Raw genomic sequence first — 19167 nt, 5'->3', positions numbered from 1 at the left:
TTTTGTTACATTATATCGAAAATAGGAGATGTTGAAAAGAAATAAAAAAAAAACAGAGACCTTTTCAGATCTCTGTTCTTCCATCACTTTAAACTTATTGATATTTCATTATTTGTTTTGGTTTTGAGTATTCGTTTGTTGCTGTTTGTTGGTTGCTGATGTTTCCGCAGCAAATTCTACGTCTTGAGCTACATTCGAACTCAAATTTCTATTCTTGTTATTCTTGTTCTTAGCCATGTTCAATCACCTCCTGTAAGATTAGGATTTCCCAAACAGGAGATTTTATGATGGAAATGTGCGGCTTATTGAAAAGCTAATTTTTCATTATAGCGATTTGGTAGGTGCGATGATCTCATCCTTTAGTTGATTCCAGATGAGTTCAGTTACTTTCCCATGCCCTTCTTTGACAATAAATACTTTAACCGTCTTCTTGCCCCATTCTTTATAAACCTGATCCTTTGTATCGAAATACAGATCAATTTTCTTACCTTTAATTGCGCTGCCTGTATCTGCAACAACGCCGTAGCCATAACCAGGAATAAACAAGACAGTTCCAAGCGGAAAAACGTTCGTGTCTGCTGCGATCGTTGATAAAGATTTATCATCCCGCTTTACTTTAATACCTGAATACGTGATCCCGTACTCAGGATGATCCGGATTTTTCCCTGTTGATTCCTTCCCTGCAAAATAACCGGTGGCTGTCACTTCGACTGCCTTGAGCTTGGACAAATCTGAGTCTAACTTTGGAACATAACGATAATTGATTTGTTGCAGGTTTTCTTGCGCAACCGGCAGTGAAGCAGGTGCCGTTTTAGCCGGAATAACCTTTGGTTGCTGATCTTGTATATGGGTGACGGAGTTTGCCGTCGTGTAGCTTTGGTCACTTTTGCCCGTCGTCTCTTGTCCGAAAAGTGCCATCAGAACAACGATGATCGACGCACTAAACCATTTAGACTGAGTCAAAAAATTGGTTAACATTACTATTTTTTAATACCTCCCCTACTATTGCAGGTTGTCCAATACCTACCACCTTTAAACCTCCGGATGCAGACTCACTGTTTAAGGTGTCCTATTCACGCTCCCCTATACATACCCAAATAACTGAATTTGAAAACAAAAAAAAGCAGAGAAGAATATCTTCTCTGCTTCATTTATAGGTTATAAGTCTTAAAGCTTCTTGCTTATTTCCTCATTAATCATGCCAATCACTTGTTCAATCGGATGGGTACCTAGATCCCCTTGACCACGTTTTCGAATCGATAAGCTTTCGCTCTTCACTTCGTTTTCACCGACAACTAGCATATAAGGAATCTTCTCCAGCTGCGCTTCTCTAATCTTATATCCCAGCTTCTCATTACGATTATCTGCCTCAACACGAATGCCAGCTTCCCGTAGACGCTCAGTCACGAGATTCGAGAATTCTTCGAATGCCGGAGATACCGGAATGACTTTGGCTTGGATAGGCATTAACCAAGTTGGCAGCGCACCAGCGAAATTCTCAAGCAAGAAGGCTGTCATACGCTCCATAGTACTGATAATCCCTCTATGAATAACGACTGGGCGATGTTTTTGACCATCTTCACCTGTGTATTCAAGCTGGAAGCGCTCAGGGAGCAAGAAATCAATTTGCGCTGTTGAAAGTGTTTCTTCTTTCTTGAGTGCTGTTTTGATTTGAACGTCAAGTTTAGGACCATAGAAGGCAGCTTCACCTTCAGCCTCGTAGAAATCAAGTCCTAGCTCTTCAACAACCTCACGCAACATGCGTTGGGAAGTTTCCCACATTTGATCATCTTGGAAATACTTTTCTGTATCCTTAGGATCCCGATAGGAAAGACGGAAACGGTAGTCTGTAATTCCGAAATCCGCATAAACCTGACGAATCAGGTTCACAACGCGGGAGAACTCTTCTTTAATTTGATCCAAACGGCAGAAAATATGAGCGTCATTCAGTGTCATGGCACGAACACGGTGTAGACCCGTTAAAGCACCAGACATTTCATAACGGTGCATAGTTCCAAGCTCAGCAATCCGGATCGGCAGATCGCGGTAGCTGCGCATATCGCTTTTATAAACCATCATGTGATGTGGACAGTTCATTGGACGTAGAACAAGCTCCTCGTTGTCCATCACCATTTTCGGGAACATATCCTCGCTGTAATGATCCCAGTGGCCGGATGTTTTGTACAACTCAACATTAGCGAGAACTGGCGTGTAAACGTGTTGGTAACCCAAACGCTCTTCCAGGTCAACAATATAACGTTCCATTGTACGTCTCAATTTAGCACCGTTTGGCAGCCAAAGCGGTAATCCTTGCCCAACCTCACGTGAAAAAGCAAACATTTTAAGCTCTCTGCCCAGCTTACGGTGATCGCGTTTCTTCGCTTCTTCCAATAGATGCAAATGCTCATCCAACTGCGCTTTCTTAGGGAAAGCAGTACCATAAATACGTTGCAGCATTTTGTTCTTCGCATCTCCACGCCAGTAAGCACCAGCAACGCTCAATAATTTGAACGCTTTGATTCGGCCAGTTGATGGAAGATGCGGTCCGCGGCATAAATCAAAGAATTCGCCTTGGTCATAGATCGTAAGTACCGAGTCTTCCGGCAGATCACGAATCAATTCCAGCTTAAACGGATCTTCCATTTCAGTGAAAATGCGAATCGCTTCCTCACGGGAAACAACGCGGCGAGTAATCGCCAGGTTCTCACCGGAAATACGTTCCATTTCCTTCTCGATTTTCACCAAATCTTCAGGATTAAGCGGTGTTTCCAAATCGATATCATAGTAAAATCCGTCTTCAATGACAGGTCCAATCCCTAATTTAACCGCTTTTTCACCATAAATGCGTTTGATCGCCTGAGCCATCAAGTGCGCTGTGCTGTGACGATACATCTCTAATCCCGCTTCGCTATCGAGCGTTAGAATTTCTACATCTGCATCATTTTCCAAAGAGAATGACAGATCCACAGATTTCCCGTTAACTTTGCCGCCAATCGCATTTTTCTTCAGTCCGGATGAAATGGATTCCGCCACTTGCTCAATGGTCGTTCCAACTGCGTACTCTCTAACCGCGCCATCTGGTAATTTCACTTGTACAACCATTTTTGTTCCTCCTATAGGTTCATTTTTGAACGCAAAAAAGCACACTGCATCCCAAAAGGGACGAGTGCGCTCAGCTCGTGGTTCCACCCTAGTTCGATTCGCTGCATGCCCACAGGGGTAAGGCGAATCCTCATCAGCATTCGGTAACGGGAATGACTCCGGTATTGTATACTAACGATCCTGCAAGTCAGGTCGAATTCCACAACACGGCTACAAAGGGGTAAACGATCTGAATAGCTGAAGGAGATTGCAGCCGAGTCTCCTCTCTCTGAGCAGTTCTTACAGAAAGTTCATGTCTTTGATATTAACGCCTTCGATCATTATTATAATTGCCTCTTCGCTCAAGGTCAAGGGGACAGTTGATCTTGTTTCTTGGCTTCACCCAAGAAGATGTCACAAGTTCGACAATAGGAGCAGACCGTTGTTCGATCTTCAAATATTTGTCTAATCGTCTTGATGATCGTTAATTCGGGATCTCGTGTATGGATGTAGATATTTGCCGGAGATACCGTAATGAGTGTGCTAACAATCATGTCCTCGAAATTAATATCTTTTTCAAGTACTTCCAGCTTAAAGGTTGTATCGAATTCATTCGCGTCTATGAGTTCAAGCTGATCATTCAGGATGACAAACTCATGCCCGCCTTTATGTATAAGATGAGCAACGGGGATCTTGGCTTCCTGAATATAAACAAAGTACTGCAACAGAGAAATAAATTCTTGATACTGGCGATCCATCATGAATTCATCAATGGCATACTCAGCTATCTCTCGCAGCTCCTCCGTATAATCCTGTAAGCGAAATTTAAGGAAGCCATCTAAGCTTAACCGAGGGGTTTCCTCCAGAGTTTGCACGAGCTGCTCCGATAACATTTGTTTGCGGCGTTGTCTTGCTGAGCTGCCATTCAAAATAGGCAATTCCTCAATGACCGCCTCCGCACACATGGATTGCTTGCAGTACCCTTCAATGGCTTCCAAATCATCTATGGCTTCATATTTAAATTCTTTAACAATCAAATCACGCAAGATAAGCGATTCCTTCTCTGCGATGATATGATCAGCCAAAATGACAGCCAGTCCTTCCCTTAGTTCTTTGTGAACAGAAGATATTTCTCTTTCATTCATCCTCACTTCTATTCGAATGTACGCATGTGTATCATGTAGATCAAATGGGGCAGTTACTCCACTTTCAGCGATATGTAAAAGCTGCAGCTCACGTTCTATCTGAGCGCTTAGCGAACGTACATAGGCCTCATCGGCATTCATTACAACAATGGCAAACAGTTCCATAGACTAACTCCTTTCATCAATACGTCCTCCTCCTAAGAGTATATGGTCGATAGGAATCAGATATACAACGAACAATTTGCCATTTCCATTCATTAATTTTTTGTCAATTCTTTCGTTCATATATTCCAATCCCGCAGATATTTTATTTCAATCATGATGTTAAAATGGCACCACTCTACTTTTTCCTCCCTATTTTCATTTCTCTCTTTTAGCTTTCAACGGTCAAAAATTATTATCATCTTTACGGAGAAAGCTACCGAAGAAGTATTCGAAATATTGGAACGTATTCGCTGAAAAATTTCTCAATCTAAATATGAGGAATTAAACGGACAATCCGTGACCATTTAAATTGGACTGAGTGAGTATCGACCGGGAACTAGTAAAGAAACCTTATTCTCTGGCGCTGATCAATCGCTGTATACAGCCAAAATGACAGGTAAAAATTAAACGATCATTCATACGGCTCCGCTTAAGGAAGCAAACTAAAGCATCTAGTCGCAAAAGAAAAAGCCTCCAAGTTGGAGGCTTTTTTGTAGATATTATCCTAAGTATGACTCAAAAATACTTCTGATAAGTAAGAACGGAAGTGCACCAATGGAGACAAAAGCATAAAAAAATCCTTGAAGAAAATTTTTGAATAGTTTCACAAGAATCACTTCCTATCGTTTTTGTCTAAATTGTGAACTACTTCAATTGTACTCCTTTTTCAGAAAAAAACATGAAAATAACATTAATTTTTTCATAACTTGTTCAAGTAAAATTTGAAAGAACAAAGAATCCAAACGCAATTCCCGTCACCACCGCTCCTGCCACTGACGTAGCAATTCGAATCCAAGCAGTACTCGTTAATTTCGAGTATCTGGCACCTGTCACTGTTTCCGAATAAGGCTCCTTAGACGTCCAGGTTGACCACTCATCTCGATGTTGGTCACAAGTAGGCTCAGCTCTCTCCGTTGACGGATTTCTAACCGTTTGATCCTCTCGAGCCGCCTGTATTCACGAATGATCCGTTCGACTTGCTCCCTCTCCGCTTGATGACAGGGCGTCACCTCATTCGACGTCTGAGGATCAATTGTAGAATCTATAACCTTAAAACTTGAAAGCGAAACTCTGTGGAGTGATTTCGAACATTTAGGCTGCAAATCTGAGGATCGCGGGGAACGAGGGGCCGTTATTTCGATGATTATGTCGATACGGGACCCGTATGCGGAACGTAGGAACCCTATTTTGCCGTTTTACGTGTTTTTACACCTCGAAAGCGGGAAATAGAGGCTCCTCGTTCCGCGAAAACGTGAATTACGCGGTTTTGAGCAAAATAAAGCTTCTACGTTCCGCTAAAATCTGGTGATGCCGGTACGTGTTGAGTTTGGTAAACAGATATAAGAGAATATGTTCACAGGTGATGAACAATTATTGTTTGGCTACTTGGTAAAAGGAGCGGCAGTAAAAAAGAGAGCAGCCGCGCAGCTGCTCTCCAAATTACATTATTAGTTTTGCATCACGAAATCTTTATCAATAACTAGCGATTCGTCATCAAACACACGCAATGTTTGGTATTTCGTATTCCGCTGAGCTGGAATTTTACCTGCTTCGCGAATGATTCGCAGCGTGGAGTTAACGTTGACCTTGTGCGTTGTACCCGCCGCGGAGACTACATTCTCCTCAATCATCGTACTTCCAAAGTCGTTGCAGCCGTAGCTCAGCGTTTGTTTGCCCACTTCAGGTCCCATCGTCACCCACGACGATTGGAAGTTAGGAATGTTGTCGAGCATAATTCGGCTAATCGCCAACGTCTTCAAATACTCCTCAGGCGTGACTTTCTCTGCCTTCATATTCGTATTATCCGGTTGGAATGTCCACGGAATAAAAGCTAGGAAGCCTGGTGTATTGAGCTTCTGGAACAGAACATCATCTTGCGCATCACGGATACGCAGCATATGAAGCGCGCGCTCTTCCATGGATTCACCAAAACCGATAACCATGGTACCCGTTGTATGCATACCAATTTTGTGAGCGGTTTGCATAACGTCCATCCAATCGCGCCATGACCCTTTTAGCTTACTAATTTTGCGTCTCGTGCGATCATCCAGAATTTCTGCTCCGCCACCTGGCAAAGAATCGAGTCCGGCTTCGTGCAATTGACGAACGACTTCCTCTAAAGATAAACCATCTGAAACATCTTTCATTTTCATAATTTCAGCTGGCGAGAAAGAATGCATCGTAATATCAAAACGCTTCTTAATTTCTCGAAGGATATTCGTGTAATAACTGAATGGAAGGTTCGGATTTGTGCCGCCCTGCATGAGGATTTCGGTCCCATCTACATCCAGAGTCTCTTGGATCTTCTGGAAAATGGTTTCATCCGGCAAGACGTAACCTTCTGATGAACCGGGTGGCCGGTAAAACGCGCAAAATCTGCAATATACATCGCAAATATTCGTATAGTTAATATTCCGCCCAATGACGAAGGTCGTTACGGGATCGGGATGCCATTTCTTCATAATCTGATTAGCGGTGTCGCCAATCTTCTCTATTTGATCGGATTCGAACAGCGTAATACATTCCTCTACATCAATTCGTCCGCCTGACTGTGCTTTATATAAAATGCGATCAATCGGTTTCATAGGCTACCCACTCCTTTACTTTCTGAAGGCTTGTATCCACTCATCGTACCATATTCATGCCAAAAAAGCAGCAATATGCTGCTTTTACCAAGGCGTATTCCATTTCAAATATGACTAATTTTCGAATTCATGGAGGTCTAACCGCGGAGGGCTTGTTCCAAATCTTCAATAATGTCTTCGATATCTTCAAGACCTACCGAATACCGCACAAGACCGTCCGTAATGCCGCGCTGTAAGCGAACTTCCTTCGGCATCGAGGCATGCGACATCATCGCCGGATAGGACAAGATGCTCTCCACTGCGCCCAAGCTTACCGCAACGAGAGGAATACGCACTTTGCTTAATAGCTTTTTCGCTTTCTCGCCGGAACCAACATCGAACGAAACAACCGCTCCATAGCCTAAAGACTGCTTTTCATGAACGTCTCTACGAGGGTGGTTCGGAAGTCCCGGGTAGTAAACAACATCAATATCAGGCTGCTCTGAAAGCCAATTTGCCAGTCTCCGGGCACTAGTTTCGGACATTTCCATACGAGCCCGCAACGTTTTCATCCCACGGATCAACAACCAAGAATCTTGAATGCCGAGTACGTTCCCCATGCCATTCTGGATTTGTTTCATTCTGCGGCCTAGACTATCGTTAGCAACTACAGCCAGCCCAGCCAGAACGTCACTGTGTCCGCCTAGGAACTTCGTTGCGCTATGCAGCACAATATCAATACCCAGCTCGATTGGCCGCTGATGGTATGGGGTCATGAACGTATTATCCAGCATCGTAAGCAAATCATGCTCTTTAGCAAAAGCAGCGACTTCGGCGATGTCTGTAATTCGGAGTGTCGGATTCGAAGGTGTCTCGATAAATACGGCTCTTGTGTTAGATCGCTGTGCTGCACGTACTTGAGCGATATCAGTCATGTCAACGAATGTCGACTCAACGCCCATACGATTCATAATCGTTGTCAGCAGGCGATAAGTACCACCATAAACATCTTCGGTACAAATGACATGATCACCCTGCGATAATAGCATGAAGGCTGATGAAATAGCTGCCATACCCGAGGCAAAAGCAAATCCGCGTGTACCGCCTTCGAGTAATGCAATATAGTCTTCCAAGGCTTGACGGGTTGGATTGCCGGAACGGGTATAGTCATACTCCGGTGAGACTTCTAAGTCGGCTTGATGAAAGGTTGAGGCTTGATACAGAGGCACACTGGATGCCCCTGTTGCTTCATCGATCTCTCCACCGAAATGAATGAGCTTCGTTGCAAATTTGCCATGCGGCTTACGTTTGTCATCTTGTGGATGGCTCATGATAGCGAATCTCCTTCCAATTCGGCTTGCGCCTTACTGAGGGCATTCGAAAGATCCGCAATCAGATCATCAATATGCTCTATGCCCACAGAGAAGCGTAAAAGACGGTCATCTACACCGATTTGCTGACGAATTTCAAGCGGAATATCCGCATGTGTTTGTACAGCCGGATAGGTCATAAGTGATTCGACACCGCCTAGGCTTTCGGCGAAAGCAATGAGCTCGATATGACGAAGAATCGGTTCAATTAGTCTCGCATCCGTTACTTTAAAGGAGAAAATACCTGTGTTTCCACTCGACTGCTTGTTCTGAATCGCATAACCAGGGTGGGTTTCAAGTGCTGGGTAGTAAACTTCACCGATCAGCGGGTGTTCCAATAGGAACTTAGCGATTGCCGTTGCATTCTGCTCATGACGCTCCATGCGCAGCGCAAGCGTCTTCATTCCCCTCATAAGGAGCCAGCTGTCTTGCGGTCCAAGCACGGCACCAATGGAGTTATGCAGGAAAGCCATCTGCTCGGAGAGCTCTTTGCCCTTGGTCACGATGAGACCAGCGAGCACGTCATTATGACCGCCGAGGTACTTGGTCGCGCTATGAATGACGATATCAGCACCAAGCTCAATTGGACGTTGAAGATACGGCGTTAGTAAGGTGTTATCGACAATCGATACGATACCTTTCTTACGAGCCCATGTACACACAAGCTCAAGGTCTGTAATCATCATCAGCGGATTCGTCGGTGTCTCAATGACAAGCCCTTTGGTATTTGACTGGTAAGCCGCTTCCAATCCATCTAAATCGTTCGTGTCTACATACGTAGCGGTCACACCAAAGCGCGACATGATTTTCTCAAGCAGACGGTAGGTACCGCCATATAAATCCAAGGAAACAATCAGATGATCTCCTTGACTGAAATATGCAAAAATAGTCTGCAACGCAGCCATTCCTGAGGAACATGCAAAGCCCGCATCTCCTGACTCCAGCTGAGCAATAGCATCTTCGAGCACCTTGCGTGTCGGGCTTTTCGTACGTGCATAGTCGAATCCTGTACTTTGCCCAAGCTTCGGATGACGGAACGCAGTAGCTTGGTAGACTGGGAAGCTGATAGCTCCAGTAACGGGTTCTTCAATAGAGCCAATTTGGGCGAGACGACTTTCGATTTTCAACAAAGGGAGTTCCTCCTCAGGGTTATGGGTTCGAATTACAATTGCGAGCTTGCCAAGCTTTCGTTGATGTTAGCATTCAGTTCAAATGGCGTTTCTTGATAGACATAGTAATTCAACCAATTAGAGAACAGGAGATTTGCATGCGCTCTCCAAGTATTATAAGGCTGTCTACTCGGGTCGTTATTCGGGTAATAATTTTTGGGGATATCAATTGAAAGCCCTTTACTCACATCCCGATCGTACTCCCATTTTAATGAACAAGCATCATATTCCGAATGTCCTGTTACGAAAATATGCTTCCCATCTCTCGTTGCAGCGATATAAACACCAGATTCCTCAGATTCCGATAAAATCTCCAAATCCGGACATTGTTCAATGTCTTCACGACGAATATCCGTATGACGCGATTGCGGTACATGAAAGACTTCATCAAAGCCGCGCAGCAGCTTGGTATTCGGTACCTGAACGGTATGAGGAAATACGCCGAACATTTTATTCTCGAGCGCAAACTTTCGCACACCGAAATGGTGATACAAGCCAGCTTGAGCTGCCCAGCAAATATGCAAGGTAGAGGTGACGTTGTGCTTGCTCCAATTCAGGATTTGCGTCAATTCCTCCCAGTAATTCACATCTTCGAATTCCATCTGTTCGACAGGAGCACCTGTGATTATCATGCCATCCAGCTTTTCATCTTTAATATCGTCAAATGTTTTATAAAACATTTCCAAATGCTCGACGGAAGTGTTCTTAGAAGTATGAGTTTTAGGATGCAGAAGCACGAATTCCACCTGCAATGGCGTATTCCCGATTAAGCGCAGCAGCTGCGTTTCCGTCGTTTCTTTGGTCGGCATCAAATTCAATAAAGCAATCCGAAGTGGACGTATATCCTGGTGATACGCGACAGATTCGTCCATGGTGAAGATGTTCTCTTGGTTTAAAATTTCTTTGGCAGGCAGGTTGTCAGGAATCTTGATCGGCATCCTGTTCACTCCTCTTCATAAGTTTTAAATGGGTGAAAATGGGTAATAAATGCAAAAATGACCTTCTCTGGAATCAGAGAAAGGCCATGGAAAAGCAAAGTCAATGTCCTTCTCTTATCTCCCAGATTCGCTTTAAACAGCGTTTCCGCAAGAATTAGCACCGTGCGTCCCTTTGCTTGCAAAGGTTTGTCGGTTGCCGGGTGTCATAGGGCTAGTCCCTCCACCTACTCTTGATAAGAAAATGTAACGTATGCGATTAAAATTATCATACTATAAATTCACCCAAAGTCAAGGCATGAAACACTTGTCAAGCGAAAGAATTTGCAGCGGTTTGTCCCCTTAGGATACGGTTGATACAAAATGTCTCAAATAATAATGTTTAAGCCATCTTAAAAACGGGTTATATGATATTAAAACACTAATATATATAACAAAACTTTACTAATAAATCATATCTCATGAAAAGAGGTCACCTATGTCAACCCAAACGATCGATAACTTCTCCGCTTTTGCTTCATTAAACCGATTTTTCACTCTGATTGAAACCACAAAACCAACCATTCAGCAAGCAGAGGATGCTGCAGCCCTGTTATGCCGTATCTACGGTGCAAACAGTGAGGAAGAATTGCTGCAGCGCAGTGATCCTGAATTAATTGAGATTTACAAAGAAATTAAAAACAAAATTTTAAATGCCGCCATGTAAGCATGGCGGCTATTTTTTTGACACCGACTGAGCGTTATTCCCATACTTTATCTTAACAACACTTTACCAGTTTTCTGCAAACTTTTATGGCTTGAAACGTGATATATGAAGGGTTATACTAGACAAGTATTCGACACGGACTAAAAAGGAGGGCATACGTTTGGACGGAGAACCGAGGAGTAGAACCTGCAAGGATCTTAAACAATTTAATAGTGTAGGAATGCAGTCGGTTATTCCTTCATCCGGAGCCTTGCTCTAAATGATGAACTAACCGGCTGATTCCATTCAAAGGGGTGGATCAGATGAAAACACGGTGGGTTCAGAATGGCATTTTTACGTTGGTTGATGACGTGACTGTCGCCCTAACACCTCCAGAAAGAGGCTTTTATTGGATTGATGCAGGGGTAGAGGACTTAGAGATCCTTCAACCTTTGTTCCATCTTCATGATTTGGCCGTGGAGGATTGCTTAAGCGAAGAGGAACAACGTCCCAAAATTGAGTTCTACGATTCCCATTATTTTATCGTTATTAATAGTATTCGATTTGATGATGAAGAAATTTTCCTTCGCGCACTTAATCTATTTCTAAGCAAACATGTCATTATTACCGTTACTAGACAAAAAATTAATGAACTTCGAGCTTTGAAACCTTTTCTCTGGGAAGAGGAAGTAAACAGCGCCGATCGTTTCCTATACCATCTGGTCGATCTTGTCGTCGATAATTATGTGGCGGTCGGTGACCGTATCGAGGCCAAGATTGAAAAGCTGGAAGAAGACATCCTGGTGGCAACGAAGAAGTCGCATTTGAATGAAATTATCGGTCTTCGTTCAGAGATTCTATGGCTCAAAAAAGTGCTGGTTCCTCAGCGCGATGTCATTGGAACACTTGGCAAGAAAGAGCTTAGACTGATTGACCATCAGCTGCAAAAATATTTCGGAGACATTTATGAAAATGCCGTAAAGATCGTGGATACGTTTGATACGCTGCGCGATCTCATGGGTAACTTACGAGAAGCCTATCAGTCTAGCGTCGCTAACCGAGCGAATGAAATCATGCGCGTTTTCACAGCAACTTCGACGATCTTCATGCCTTTGACGTTCATTACCGGCGTATTCGGAATGAATTTTGATAACATTCTCGGGCTTCATGTGGCTCATGGCGATGAAATTGTGTTGGCGTTCATGGGTGCATTGGGCATAGGCATGTATGTATTATTTCGTAAAAAAGAATGGCTATAGATACTTTATGATCGTGGAAAGAGAGAGGGCTTCTTGGAGCAGAATGCTGCTATCAAGGAGCCCTTTTCATTACGTTTAAATCAACTTAATTTTAACGAATTTCCGTTTCCCCACCTGAATAATATCCCCATCCTTTGGGGTTATTTGTTCATGAATTTGCATGATCTTCTGTTCATTGATCTTCACTGCCCCTTGTTCCACACTGCGTCTTGCTTCCCCATTAGAGGCTTGCAGCTCGAGTGAAACAAGAAGCTTAATGATGGAGATTTGACCTTCTTCCAACTGGCTGATGCTTAGTGTCATTTCTTCGATGTCTTCGGGCAAAGCTCGCTTTTGGAATACAGTGATGAAATGCTGCTCTGCCTCTTCTGCCGCCTGCGCACCATGATACATGTGCACATATTCCTTAGCCAGCTTCATCTTGGCATCTCTCGGATGGATGGCACCTGCTTCTAGCCCTCGTTTGAGATCATTCAGCGAATCATTCGAGATGGTCGTTGTTAATTCGTAGTATTTGGTCATGAGCGAATCCGGAATCGACATCGTTTTGCCGAAGATTTCGTTAGGAAGCTCATCGATGCCAATGTAATTTCGCAAGCTTTTGCTCATTTTTTGAACACCGTCCAAGCCTTCGAGCAGCGGCATCAGAATCGCTATCTGTCCATCTTTAATCTCATAAGCACTTTGAAGCGTTCGGCCCATCAAAATATTAAAGGTTTGATCGGTTCCACCTAGCTCAATGTCACTTTCAAGAGAGACTGAATCATAGCCCTGCATTAAAGGGTAGAAAAACTCATGAACGTGAATGGGCTGATTAGCCGCGTATCTTTTTGCAAAATCGTCCCGTTCCAGCATGCGTGCAATCGTTACTTTCCCTGCTAGCTTCAGTACATCATCGAATTTAAGCGCTCCAAGCCAAGATGAGTTGTAGTAGAAGGTGGTCTTGGCCAAATCTAAAATTTTGGATAATTGCGTCTGATACGTTTGCGCATTGTGCTTAACATCTTCCTCTGACAGCTGTTTGCGTGTCTCTGACTTTCCGGTTGGATCCCCGATGCGTCCTGTGAAATCTCCTATAATCAGTTGAACCTCATGTCCCAAATCTTGAAATTGGCGCAGCTTCTGCAAAACAACGGTGTGACCAATGTGAATATCGGGCGCAGATGGATCTAAGCCAAGCTTCACTTTTAACGGCTTTCCTGTAGCCACGGCGTGCATGATCTTTAGCTTGAGTGCTTCCTCAGGCACGATTTCGGCAGCACCTCGTTTTATGATAAGCAGTTGGCGTTCCACTTCTTGCTGCTGTACTTCAGTAAGCTGATCCCATATCAACATAGTTAACCTCCTCATTCTGATAAATACAAAAAAAGACAACCTGCGCGTCCACAAAGGGACGAGAAGGTTGTCTCGCGGTACCACCCTAATTAAAGAGAAGGATTCGCGCTCTCATTCGCAAATTTCTCTTTCACTTAGATTCATAACGACAAATGAATGCCGGGTAAAAGCTACTGATGCCCTGTCGAGCATGTTCCCTTAACCAACTCAGAACTGTAATTCGGAGCCATACTTGCGTCGGTTTGCACCCTACACCGACTCTCTGCAGCAGCGGCATTTCTCCTACTTCGGGCATAGCCCGTGTTCGTCATCGCTTTAATTGATATTTTAGATTATTGACCATTTAACCATATAATCCCAACCAAAGTCAACACAAACTAGCTCGCAGCTTGAGAAGCAAACCTTTCCTTCTCCCTGCGGAAGCGCAAACGAAGCAAGCGCAGCCACTCATAGGCGCGGTCAAGTTCTTTGCCTTTGAGCTCCTCCGTGCCGATAATGCGCTGCAGTACTGGCTTCAGGTAGCGGTCACCTTCCGATTCAAAGGCGTTCCAGGCTTTGATTTGCTCGTCTTCCGGGATCGAAGCAAGCTCCGCTTCTACAAGCGGATCCATATCGTATCCCTCTCGCTCCAAATCCTCCACCCAAAGCAGCAGTTCCCTGCGCGGCATGGTTAGCACTGCTTGTAAATCTGCCAAGCTTCCTCCGCCAGCAACAATCTCAAGAAGTTTGCGCTTGCTAACCTCACGGTCAAGCTCGGAACGCAGTTTTTGCTCCTTCTGAGCGTGAAGCCAAGCCTCAAACTTCACTGTGTCTACACTTTTAGCTACCCAATCTAAAGGAAAGCCATTCGAACGTGTACACTCAGCGGTGAGACCCAGCACATCCGCCGCGTACATGGTCGTCTTCTGCTCGCCGAAGCCAGGAATTTGCTGCAGCTCTTCCTTGCTCTGAGGCAGGAAGACAGAGATCATGCGAAGGACACGGTTCGTGGCGAGAATATACGGCGCTTTCCCCTCTCGGGCTGCTTGTTCGCGCCTCCAAGCGCGGAGCGTTTCGTACACTTCCTCACTTGGATTTTCTTCACAGTAGTAAGTCAGCATCTGTGTCATTCTAGCTTTGCCTGACAGTCCTTGCGCTGATTCCAAATCCGTACTAACAAGCGGACGGAAACCGGAACGAACTTTATCCCGCAGCCCCTGACGGAAAGCACTCAGCATCTCATCCCAGCTTACCCCCTGATACCACTGATCCTGCTGAATTTTGCCAGCACTATCAGGCTCATTCCAATAGACATTCCAAATGCCTTGTTCTTCCCCAATCGACACTTGGGCCGATGTAACGCGATGATCCCCCGCTTCTTTCTCCAATGTGTTCAGAAATACAATGTTCATGCCTTCTCCTCCAAACGGTAGCTAAAAATAGGTTCAGAAAACGAAAAAGCACCTCCTCAGCTTGTTAGCTGAAAAGGTGCTTCCCTTTTTCTAATATCCAAATCATACCATGTTTGTCAGATGGGCGCAAGATATGTTTTGTTGACGAGCTTTTTTCGGTTATAATGGGGTACATACTAGAAAGAGAATGGAGGGCCTTCATGTCTGATTATGACTTTTTATACGACCATCAGGAAGAAACAACAACGCGTTTCGTTTGTTTCGTTGGCAACGCATTGCACCGATTTGATCTCGCAATTATGACGACGTCCCGTTATTTTGGCAAAAAGCTTGTTATTGATTTGCAATCCGGACGCAGCGCTGTTATTGGTCCAGATGATCTGGCTGAAGAAGGATATTTGGAGCATGTGTATAAACTGAATGAAGAACAAGCGCTAGAACTTAATGAATTCCTGTCGCAAATTATTGGATCCATTCATTTCACGGATATTTAAGCTGTCAGCGGGGGAAACTGGAAAAAGCATAGCAACCTGATAAGGAGGCTTTATCCATGAGTGATAAGTTCCCCAACGACAAATACAGTCATTCCAAAGGCTTCATTCCTGAATACCGCGACGCTTTCACCGATTTGGAGACTGTCGAATCCCAGCGCAACGACTTAATTCCCGAAGAATTTCCCGATGGTCCTTATGGTACAAGCCTAAACACCGAATCCCTTGGAAAAAGTAAATCCTGGCGAGAGGATCAACGTCCGCCTAACCAATACTCTTACGAAAATCGTGAGCTGCATGAAGGTATTAAGCGGGACTATCCAGGGGAAGACGACTATCGGAACGAACCGATGAATCAAGAATAAATTAAGCGAGCCAAACGTTTGATATTACAAACGTTTGGCTCGTTTATTGTTCTTTAGATGTGATTAGAACCCATCAAGTTGCAAAGCATACAACAATTTTCTTTACTTTGGTGTTTAAAGCTCACTAGTGTTGTATAAGGTACCTGTATGCATGCCGCTGGTTGTCGTCTTCACCAGACTTCCATTCAGACCTTCTTGCGTCCATTGGGATGGCGATGCTGTCGGGACTGCAACGCCGTTACCATATTCAAAGCTGTCATAAAAAAGTTGGGTGTTTGCAGGCTCGGACGAAATCGCTTCCATTTCAACTATTGGTGAAACCACGGTCATCAGCAGCATAATGCATAAGGCTATGCGCATCTCAATACTTCGCAGTAAGTACTTCATTTTATCCCCTCGCTTATCTTATGATTAGCAGCCCCTAGAGAAAAACTGCATAGATGCCATCTCTACACAGTTTCGGTCTAGGGTATCTACTTATTTCTCGACAGGTCAACACCATCTTTTTTCTTGAACCTCTCTGTAGCTTCTTTAATGACCTCATTACCGCCTTTTTGCTTCCACTCTTCCAATACTTTCGGATAATCGGAAATCGGTTCTTTCCCATAGACCATTTTCAGAACATGACTGAGAATAACAGGTGGAAGCTTATCTCCGGTCGGCGCTATCTCCGGATTTTTCAGGTAGCCTTTCAATTGGGGATCGAACATAATACCTCCACGGCCTTCCTTAGCCAAAACGGTATCATACAGTTTCATCAGGTTCTGACCTTCAGGAGTGAGACTCAATGATCCTTTGTTATAGGTTGTATCTTGAACGAACCAGAGCAGTACCTGTCTGTAGGTTTCCTCATCTACATCCTTAGCATTGTCAGGCGCTTTATAGTTGATTTTGCCGTTTTCTTCGGTGTAATTTTCCCCTTTAATGCCGAAGGTGAAAAACTTTTCCGCCTCATCACTCACCATCCAATCGAAAAACTTAATAATACCTGCGGGATCTTTCGCATTTTTATTAATCAAATAAGCCCGGACTACATGACCAACACGCCGAAGTCCCCCTTTGCCGTCCGATCCGGTTGGGGATGCTATCAATTTCATCTTTCCTGTCGGAACGAGTTCCCTCAATTGTTGATCCCATTGAAGCAACAAGTTGGCGTTCATGTTCCAAATCCCCGCTTTCCCGGCAATAATATCGTTTTTAAACTTGGTAGGATTGATTGTCGCAAACTCTTTGCTTATCAGGCCTTCATCTACCATTGTTTTATAGGTTTGGATCGTTTTTTGCATATTTTCCACATTAAAAAATTTAGGAACGACTTGGTCGCCCTGCTCCATAAAGAAGTTCCCGAAAACATCATACGAACCGAAGAACGCATCGGAATACACGAAGTCTTCGCGTCCCATGTATGGATTTTCTACACCCATTTTTTTGAAAGCACGCATAACATTCAGATAATCGTCTACCGTTTTGGGTTCAGGCAAACCTGTTTTCTCAAGCAAATCTGCACGGATCCAAGTTGCTCTTCTAGAAGGATTGGATAGCCACTCAGGGATACCATAGATCTTCCCGCTAGCATCGGTTTCTTCATCCCATGCCTCTTTAGGTATTTTTTTCAAAAGGTTTTTACCGTGCTTCTCCAACAAATCATTCAACGGTAAAAATACCCCTGCCTGAACAGAGCCTGCCAATTGCGGATGTGTCAAGCTATTGCTTGCCTGCACAACATCTGGAATCTCGTTGATTGCGAACATCTGGATCATCTTCTGGTCGAAGTCTTTTTGCGGCATTAACCGAATATCCAGATCGGTATTCGTCAGTTCTTCCAGCTTTTTAACCCATTTTTCATCATTGATATTCGGATGGTTTTCCGCATAGGAAATATTCCCAGACCGGAAGGAAATCGAGAACGCTGTCTTGCCTCCTGGCTTACCGACGATTTCCTTTTCTTGTTTCCCTGCCTGCGAGCATCCCACTGAGGTTGCGGCAAGCAACGATGCACTGATTATGGATAAAAGCCACTTCTTTCTCATATCAATCTCCTCCTATTTGGAAATAACTCCATGTTTCACTTGCGATTCTCGCAGCTTATTTACAGTTGGAAGCATGAAACCTGCCAACTTTTCTCCCATCAAAATATGGCCATAATCGGAAGGATGAATGAGATCACTAGTCAACGCAGTAAAATCATCCATGATCTTACTACTATCCAACAAGTGCAGGAAAGGGTGACTTCTATTTGCTGTATATTCCGCTAAGATTTCGTTATAGCGTCTTTCAGCCTCGCTGTAAGCATGGTTATAATCACTGAAATGCGTAGCCCGATTTGGATAAATAAAGGTCAAAAATACAGGCTTCTCCGGGTGCCGTTCAATGATACGGTCCAGTAAGTAGGATGAACGTCGTTCAAATTCCTCCGTAGAAACTACCGCTCGCATGTTGACACCGATCTCAAGATAGACCATATCCCAGTCATTTCGTTCCGCAATATGATCGGACAACTCCTTTTCACAAAAGCAGGATCCGCTAAGTCCCAAGTTACATGCATCAATTTCTAGACGTCGGGCAGCTTGCTGTATATAGCCGTTGTAATGGCTTGAAGCTCCTGCCCCTTGCGTTATCGATGAGCCATAAGCTAGAAGTGTCAGCTGAGGCATCTCATGCTTATGAGGTGGCCTCACTTCAAACCCGAATGCGTTGATATCATAGAATACAGCACTAAACCGTTCAAAGAATATACGCCAAACGTTAGAAGTGAACGCCCGATTGTTCAGTTTCTCCGGGATCACTTGAGCAAACCTATCAGGCTCTTCCAGCTGGATAGTTGTGACAACCCCAGCCTCCAGCTCATGAGACGAATGGAAGAAGTCGCCTTTGAACACCAGCACTTTACCGTTCGTATCCTGCGAAGCAATCACCACTTGTACATACTTCGCTTCTGTAACAAATCGAAGCTCGCATCCGTTCGACTGCACCGCCTTCGTTCTGCCCTTCTCCGTTAAGCTGTGACGAACCTGCTTCGGAAAGCGGTGCAATCGAAGTCCCGGCAGGTATGGCAGCTGTTCAAGTTCTGTGACATTGTGAAAATAAACACCACTATGCTGCATGTTAGTTACCCCACCTATCATTTCACTTGATTTCTGACTCGTATCTAACTCATATATTCATGATATCAT

The 19167-nt window shown here is 44.2% G+C and carries 17 protein-coding genes, 1 riboswitch and 1 other annotated feature; of the genes, 4 read left to right on the top strand and 13 right to left on the bottom strand.

All coding sequences use genetic code 11. The features are described from left to right. Positions 1-108: 108 nt before the first annotated feature. The 8 genes from AC58U0_RS20920 to metA form a co-directional block, all read right to left on the bottom strand. Positions 109-237 (bottom strand): hypothetical protein, encoded by a 129-nt coding sequence (locus AC58U0_RS20920; protein ID WP_268795912.1) that lies wholly within the window; start codon positions 235-237, stop codon positions 109-111. Positions 238-324: 87 nt separating this feature from the next. Next, the gene (locus AC58U0_RS20915; protein ID WP_497380912.1) at positions 325-978 is read right to left on the bottom strand and encodes a 3D domain-containing protein; all 654 of its coding nucleotides are present in this window, start codon (positions 976-978) and stop codon (positions 325-327) included. A 189-nt stretch (positions 979-1167) separates the two neighbouring features. After that, positions 1168-3102, bottom strand: coding sequence for a threonine--tRNA ligase (gene thrS, locus AC58U0_RS20910; RefSeq protein WP_497380911.1), 1935 nt, complete (start codon positions 3100-3102; stop codon positions 1168-1170). A gap of 347 nt (positions 3103-3449) precedes the next feature. Then, complete coding sequence (gene ytxC / locus AC58U0_RS20905) at positions 3450-4391, bottom strand: sporulation protein YtxC (RefSeq protein WP_497380910.1); 942 nt, start codon at positions 4389-4391, stop codon at positions 3450-3452. A gap of 1487 nt (positions 4392-5878) precedes the next feature. Next, entirely contained in the window at positions 5879-7015 is a 1137-nt protein-coding gene (mqnC, locus tag AC58U0_RS20900) for a cyclic dehypoxanthinyl futalosine synthase (RefSeq protein ID WP_497380909.1), read from the bottom strand. Positions 7016-7152: 137 nt separating this feature from the next. After that, positions 7153-8325: a trans-sulfuration enzyme family protein gene (locus tag AC58U0_RS20895; RefSeq protein ID WP_497380908.1), complete on the bottom strand. Its 1173-nt coding sequence runs from the start codon at positions 8323-8325 to the stop codon at positions 7153-7155. Next, positions 8322-9491: an aminotransferase class I/II-fold pyridoxal phosphate-dependent enzyme gene (locus AC58U0_RS20890; protein WP_060648103.1), complete on the bottom strand. Its 1170-nt coding sequence runs from the start codon at positions 9489-9491 to the stop codon at positions 8322-8324. The genes AC58U0_RS20895 and AC58U0_RS20890 overlap by 4 nt, the downstream gene beginning before the upstream one ends. 35 nt (positions 9492-9526) lie before the next feature. Beyond that, positions 9527-10471 carry a homoserine O-acetyltransferase MetA gene (metA, locus tag AC58U0_RS20885; protein ID WP_497380907.1) on the bottom strand — a complete coding sequence of 315 codons (945 nt, stop codon included), beginning with the start codon at positions 10469-10471 and terminating at the stop codon, positions 9527-9529. A gap of 111 nt (positions 10472-10582) precedes the next feature. After that, a riboswitch (SAM riboswitch) is annotated at positions 10583-10711 on the bottom strand. Between the two features lie 235 nt (positions 10712-10946). On the opposite strand from metA, the gene AC58U0_RS20880 reads away from it, so the two are divergent. Both AC58U0_RS20880 and corA read left to right on the top strand, forming a co-directional pair. Beyond that, positions 10947-11174, top strand: coding sequence for a hypothetical protein (locus tag AC58U0_RS20880; RefSeq protein WP_497380906.1), 228 nt, complete (start codon positions 10947-10949; stop codon positions 11172-11174). A 302-nt stretch (positions 11175-11476) separates the two neighbouring features. Next, positions 11477-12412 (top strand): magnesium/cobalt transporter CorA, encoded by a 936-nt coding sequence (gene corA / locus AC58U0_RS20875; protein WP_057304829.1) that lies wholly within the window; start codon positions 11477-11479, stop codon positions 12410-12412. Positions 12413-12487: 75 nt separating this feature from the next. Here the strand turns inward: corA and tyrS are convergent, their stop codons facing one another. Beyond that, positions 12488-13747: a tyrosine--tRNA ligase gene (gene tyrS, locus AC58U0_RS20870; protein WP_497380905.1), complete on the bottom strand. Its 1260-nt coding sequence runs from the start codon at positions 13745-13747 to the stop codon at positions 12488-12490. Positions 13748-13798: 51 nt separating this feature from the next. Then, positions 13799-14067: a binding site (T-box leader), on the bottom strand. A 57-nt stretch (positions 14068-14124) separates the two neighbouring features. Continuing rightward, positions 14125-15138, bottom strand: a complete 1014-nt coding sequence (locus tag AC58U0_RS20865; protein WP_497380904.1) for an HRDC domain-containing protein — start codon at positions 15136-15138, stop codon at positions 14125-14127. A 200-nt stretch (positions 15139-15338) separates the two neighbouring features. Here AC58U0_RS20865 and AC58U0_RS20860 point away from each other — a divergent pair, with 200 nt between their 5' ends. Together AC58U0_RS20860 and AC58U0_RS20855 are read left to right on the top strand one after the other, a co-directional pair. Further along, a complete protein-coding gene (locus tag AC58U0_RS20860; protein WP_171646239.1) occupies positions 15339-15632 on the top strand; it encodes a DUF3055 domain-containing protein in 294 nt (97 codons plus the stop codon). A gap of 56 nt (positions 15633-15688) precedes the next feature. Further along, positions 15689-15994, top strand: coding sequence for a hypothetical protein (locus tag AC58U0_RS20855; RefSeq protein WP_497380903.1), 306 nt, complete (start codon positions 15689-15691; stop codon positions 15992-15994). 114 nt (positions 15995-16108) lie between these two features. Here the strand turns inward: AC58U0_RS20855 and AC58U0_RS20850 are convergent, their stop codons facing one another. From AC58U0_RS20850 to AC58U0_RS20840, 3 genes are all read right to left on the bottom strand, one after another. Next, positions 16109-16381 (bottom strand): hypothetical protein, encoded by a 273-nt coding sequence (locus AC58U0_RS20850; protein WP_497380902.1) that lies wholly within the window; start codon positions 16379-16381, stop codon positions 16109-16111. A gap of 86 nt (positions 16382-16467) precedes the next feature. Next, positions 16468-18024 carry an extracellular solute-binding protein gene (locus tag AC58U0_RS20845; protein ID WP_497380901.1) on the bottom strand — a complete coding sequence of 519 codons (1557 nt, stop codon included), beginning with the start codon at positions 18022-18024 and terminating at the stop codon, positions 16468-16470. A gap of 12 nt (positions 18025-18036) precedes the next feature. Further along, positions 18037-19098: an SGNH/GDSL hydrolase family protein gene (locus AC58U0_RS20840; protein ID WP_497380900.1), complete on the bottom strand. Its 1062-nt coding sequence runs from the start codon at positions 19096-19098 to the stop codon at positions 18037-18039. Positions 19099-19167 lie beyond the last annotated feature (69 nt).

The sequence above is a fragment of the Paenibacillus sp. J31P190 genome, assembly GCF_059692075.1.
This window is presented reverse-complemented; position numbering and strand designations above follow the sequence as displayed.

Excerpts from the sequence above, each read along its gene's own strand:
- AC58U0_RS20920 (WP_268795912.1), bottom strand. The coding sequence starts at position 237 with ATGGCTAAGAACAAGAATAACAAGAATAGAAATTTGAGTTCGAATGTA.
- AC58U0_RS20915 (WP_497380912.1), bottom strand. The coding sequence starts at position 978 with ATGTTAACCAATTTTTTGACTCAGTCTAAATGGTTTAGTGCGTCGATC.
- thrS (WP_497380911.1), bottom strand. The coding sequence starts at position 3,102 with ATGGTTGTACAAGTGAAATTACCAGATGGCGCGGTTAGAGAGTACGCA.
- ytxC (WP_497380910.1), bottom strand. The coding sequence starts at position 4,391 with ATGGAACTGTTTGCCATTGTTGTAATGAATGCCGATGAGGCCTATGTA.
- mqnC (WP_497380909.1), bottom strand. The coding sequence starts at position 7,015 with ATGAAACCGATTGATCGCATTTTATATAAAGCACAGTCAGGCGGACGA.
- AC58U0_RS20895 (WP_497380908.1), bottom strand. The coding sequence starts at position 8,325 with ATGAGCCATCCACAAGATGACAAACGTAAGCCGCATGGCAAATTTGCA.
- metA (WP_497380907.1), bottom strand. The coding sequence starts at position 10,471 with ATGCCGATCAAGATTCCTGACAACCTGCCTGCCAAAGAAATTTTAAAC.
- AC58U0_RS20880 (WP_497380906.1), top strand. The coding sequence starts at position 10,947 with ATGTCAACCCAAACGATCGATAACTTCTCCGCTTTTGCTTCATTAAAC.
- corA (WP_057304829.1), top strand. The coding sequence starts at position 11,477 with ATGAAAACACGGTGGGTTCAGAATGGCATTTTTACGTTGGTTGATGAC.
- tyrS (WP_497380905.1), bottom strand. The coding sequence starts at position 13,747 with ATGTTGATATGGGATCAGCTTACTGAAGTACAGCAGCAAGAAGTGGAA.
- AC58U0_RS20865 (WP_497380904.1), bottom strand. The coding sequence starts at position 15,138 with ATGAACATTGTATTTCTGAACACATTGGAGAAAGAAGCGGGGGATCAT.
- AC58U0_RS20860 (WP_171646239.1), top strand. The coding sequence starts at position 15,339 with ATGTCTGATTATGACTTTTTATACGACCATCAGGAAGAAACAACAACG.
- AC58U0_RS20855 (WP_497380903.1), top strand. The coding sequence starts at position 15,689 with ATGAGTGATAAGTTCCCCAACGACAAATACAGTCATTCCAAAGGCTTC.
- AC58U0_RS20850 (WP_497380902.1), bottom strand. The coding sequence starts at position 16,381 with ATGAAGTACTTACTGCGAAGTATTGAGATGCGCATAGCCTTATGCATT.
- AC58U0_RS20845 (WP_497380901.1), bottom strand. The coding sequence starts at position 18,024 with ATGAGAAAGAAGTGGCTTTTATCCATAATCAGTGCATCGTTGCTTGCC.
- AC58U0_RS20840 (WP_497380900.1), bottom strand. The coding sequence starts at position 19,098 with ATGCAGCATAGTGGTGTTTATTTTCACAATGTCACAGAACTTGAACAG.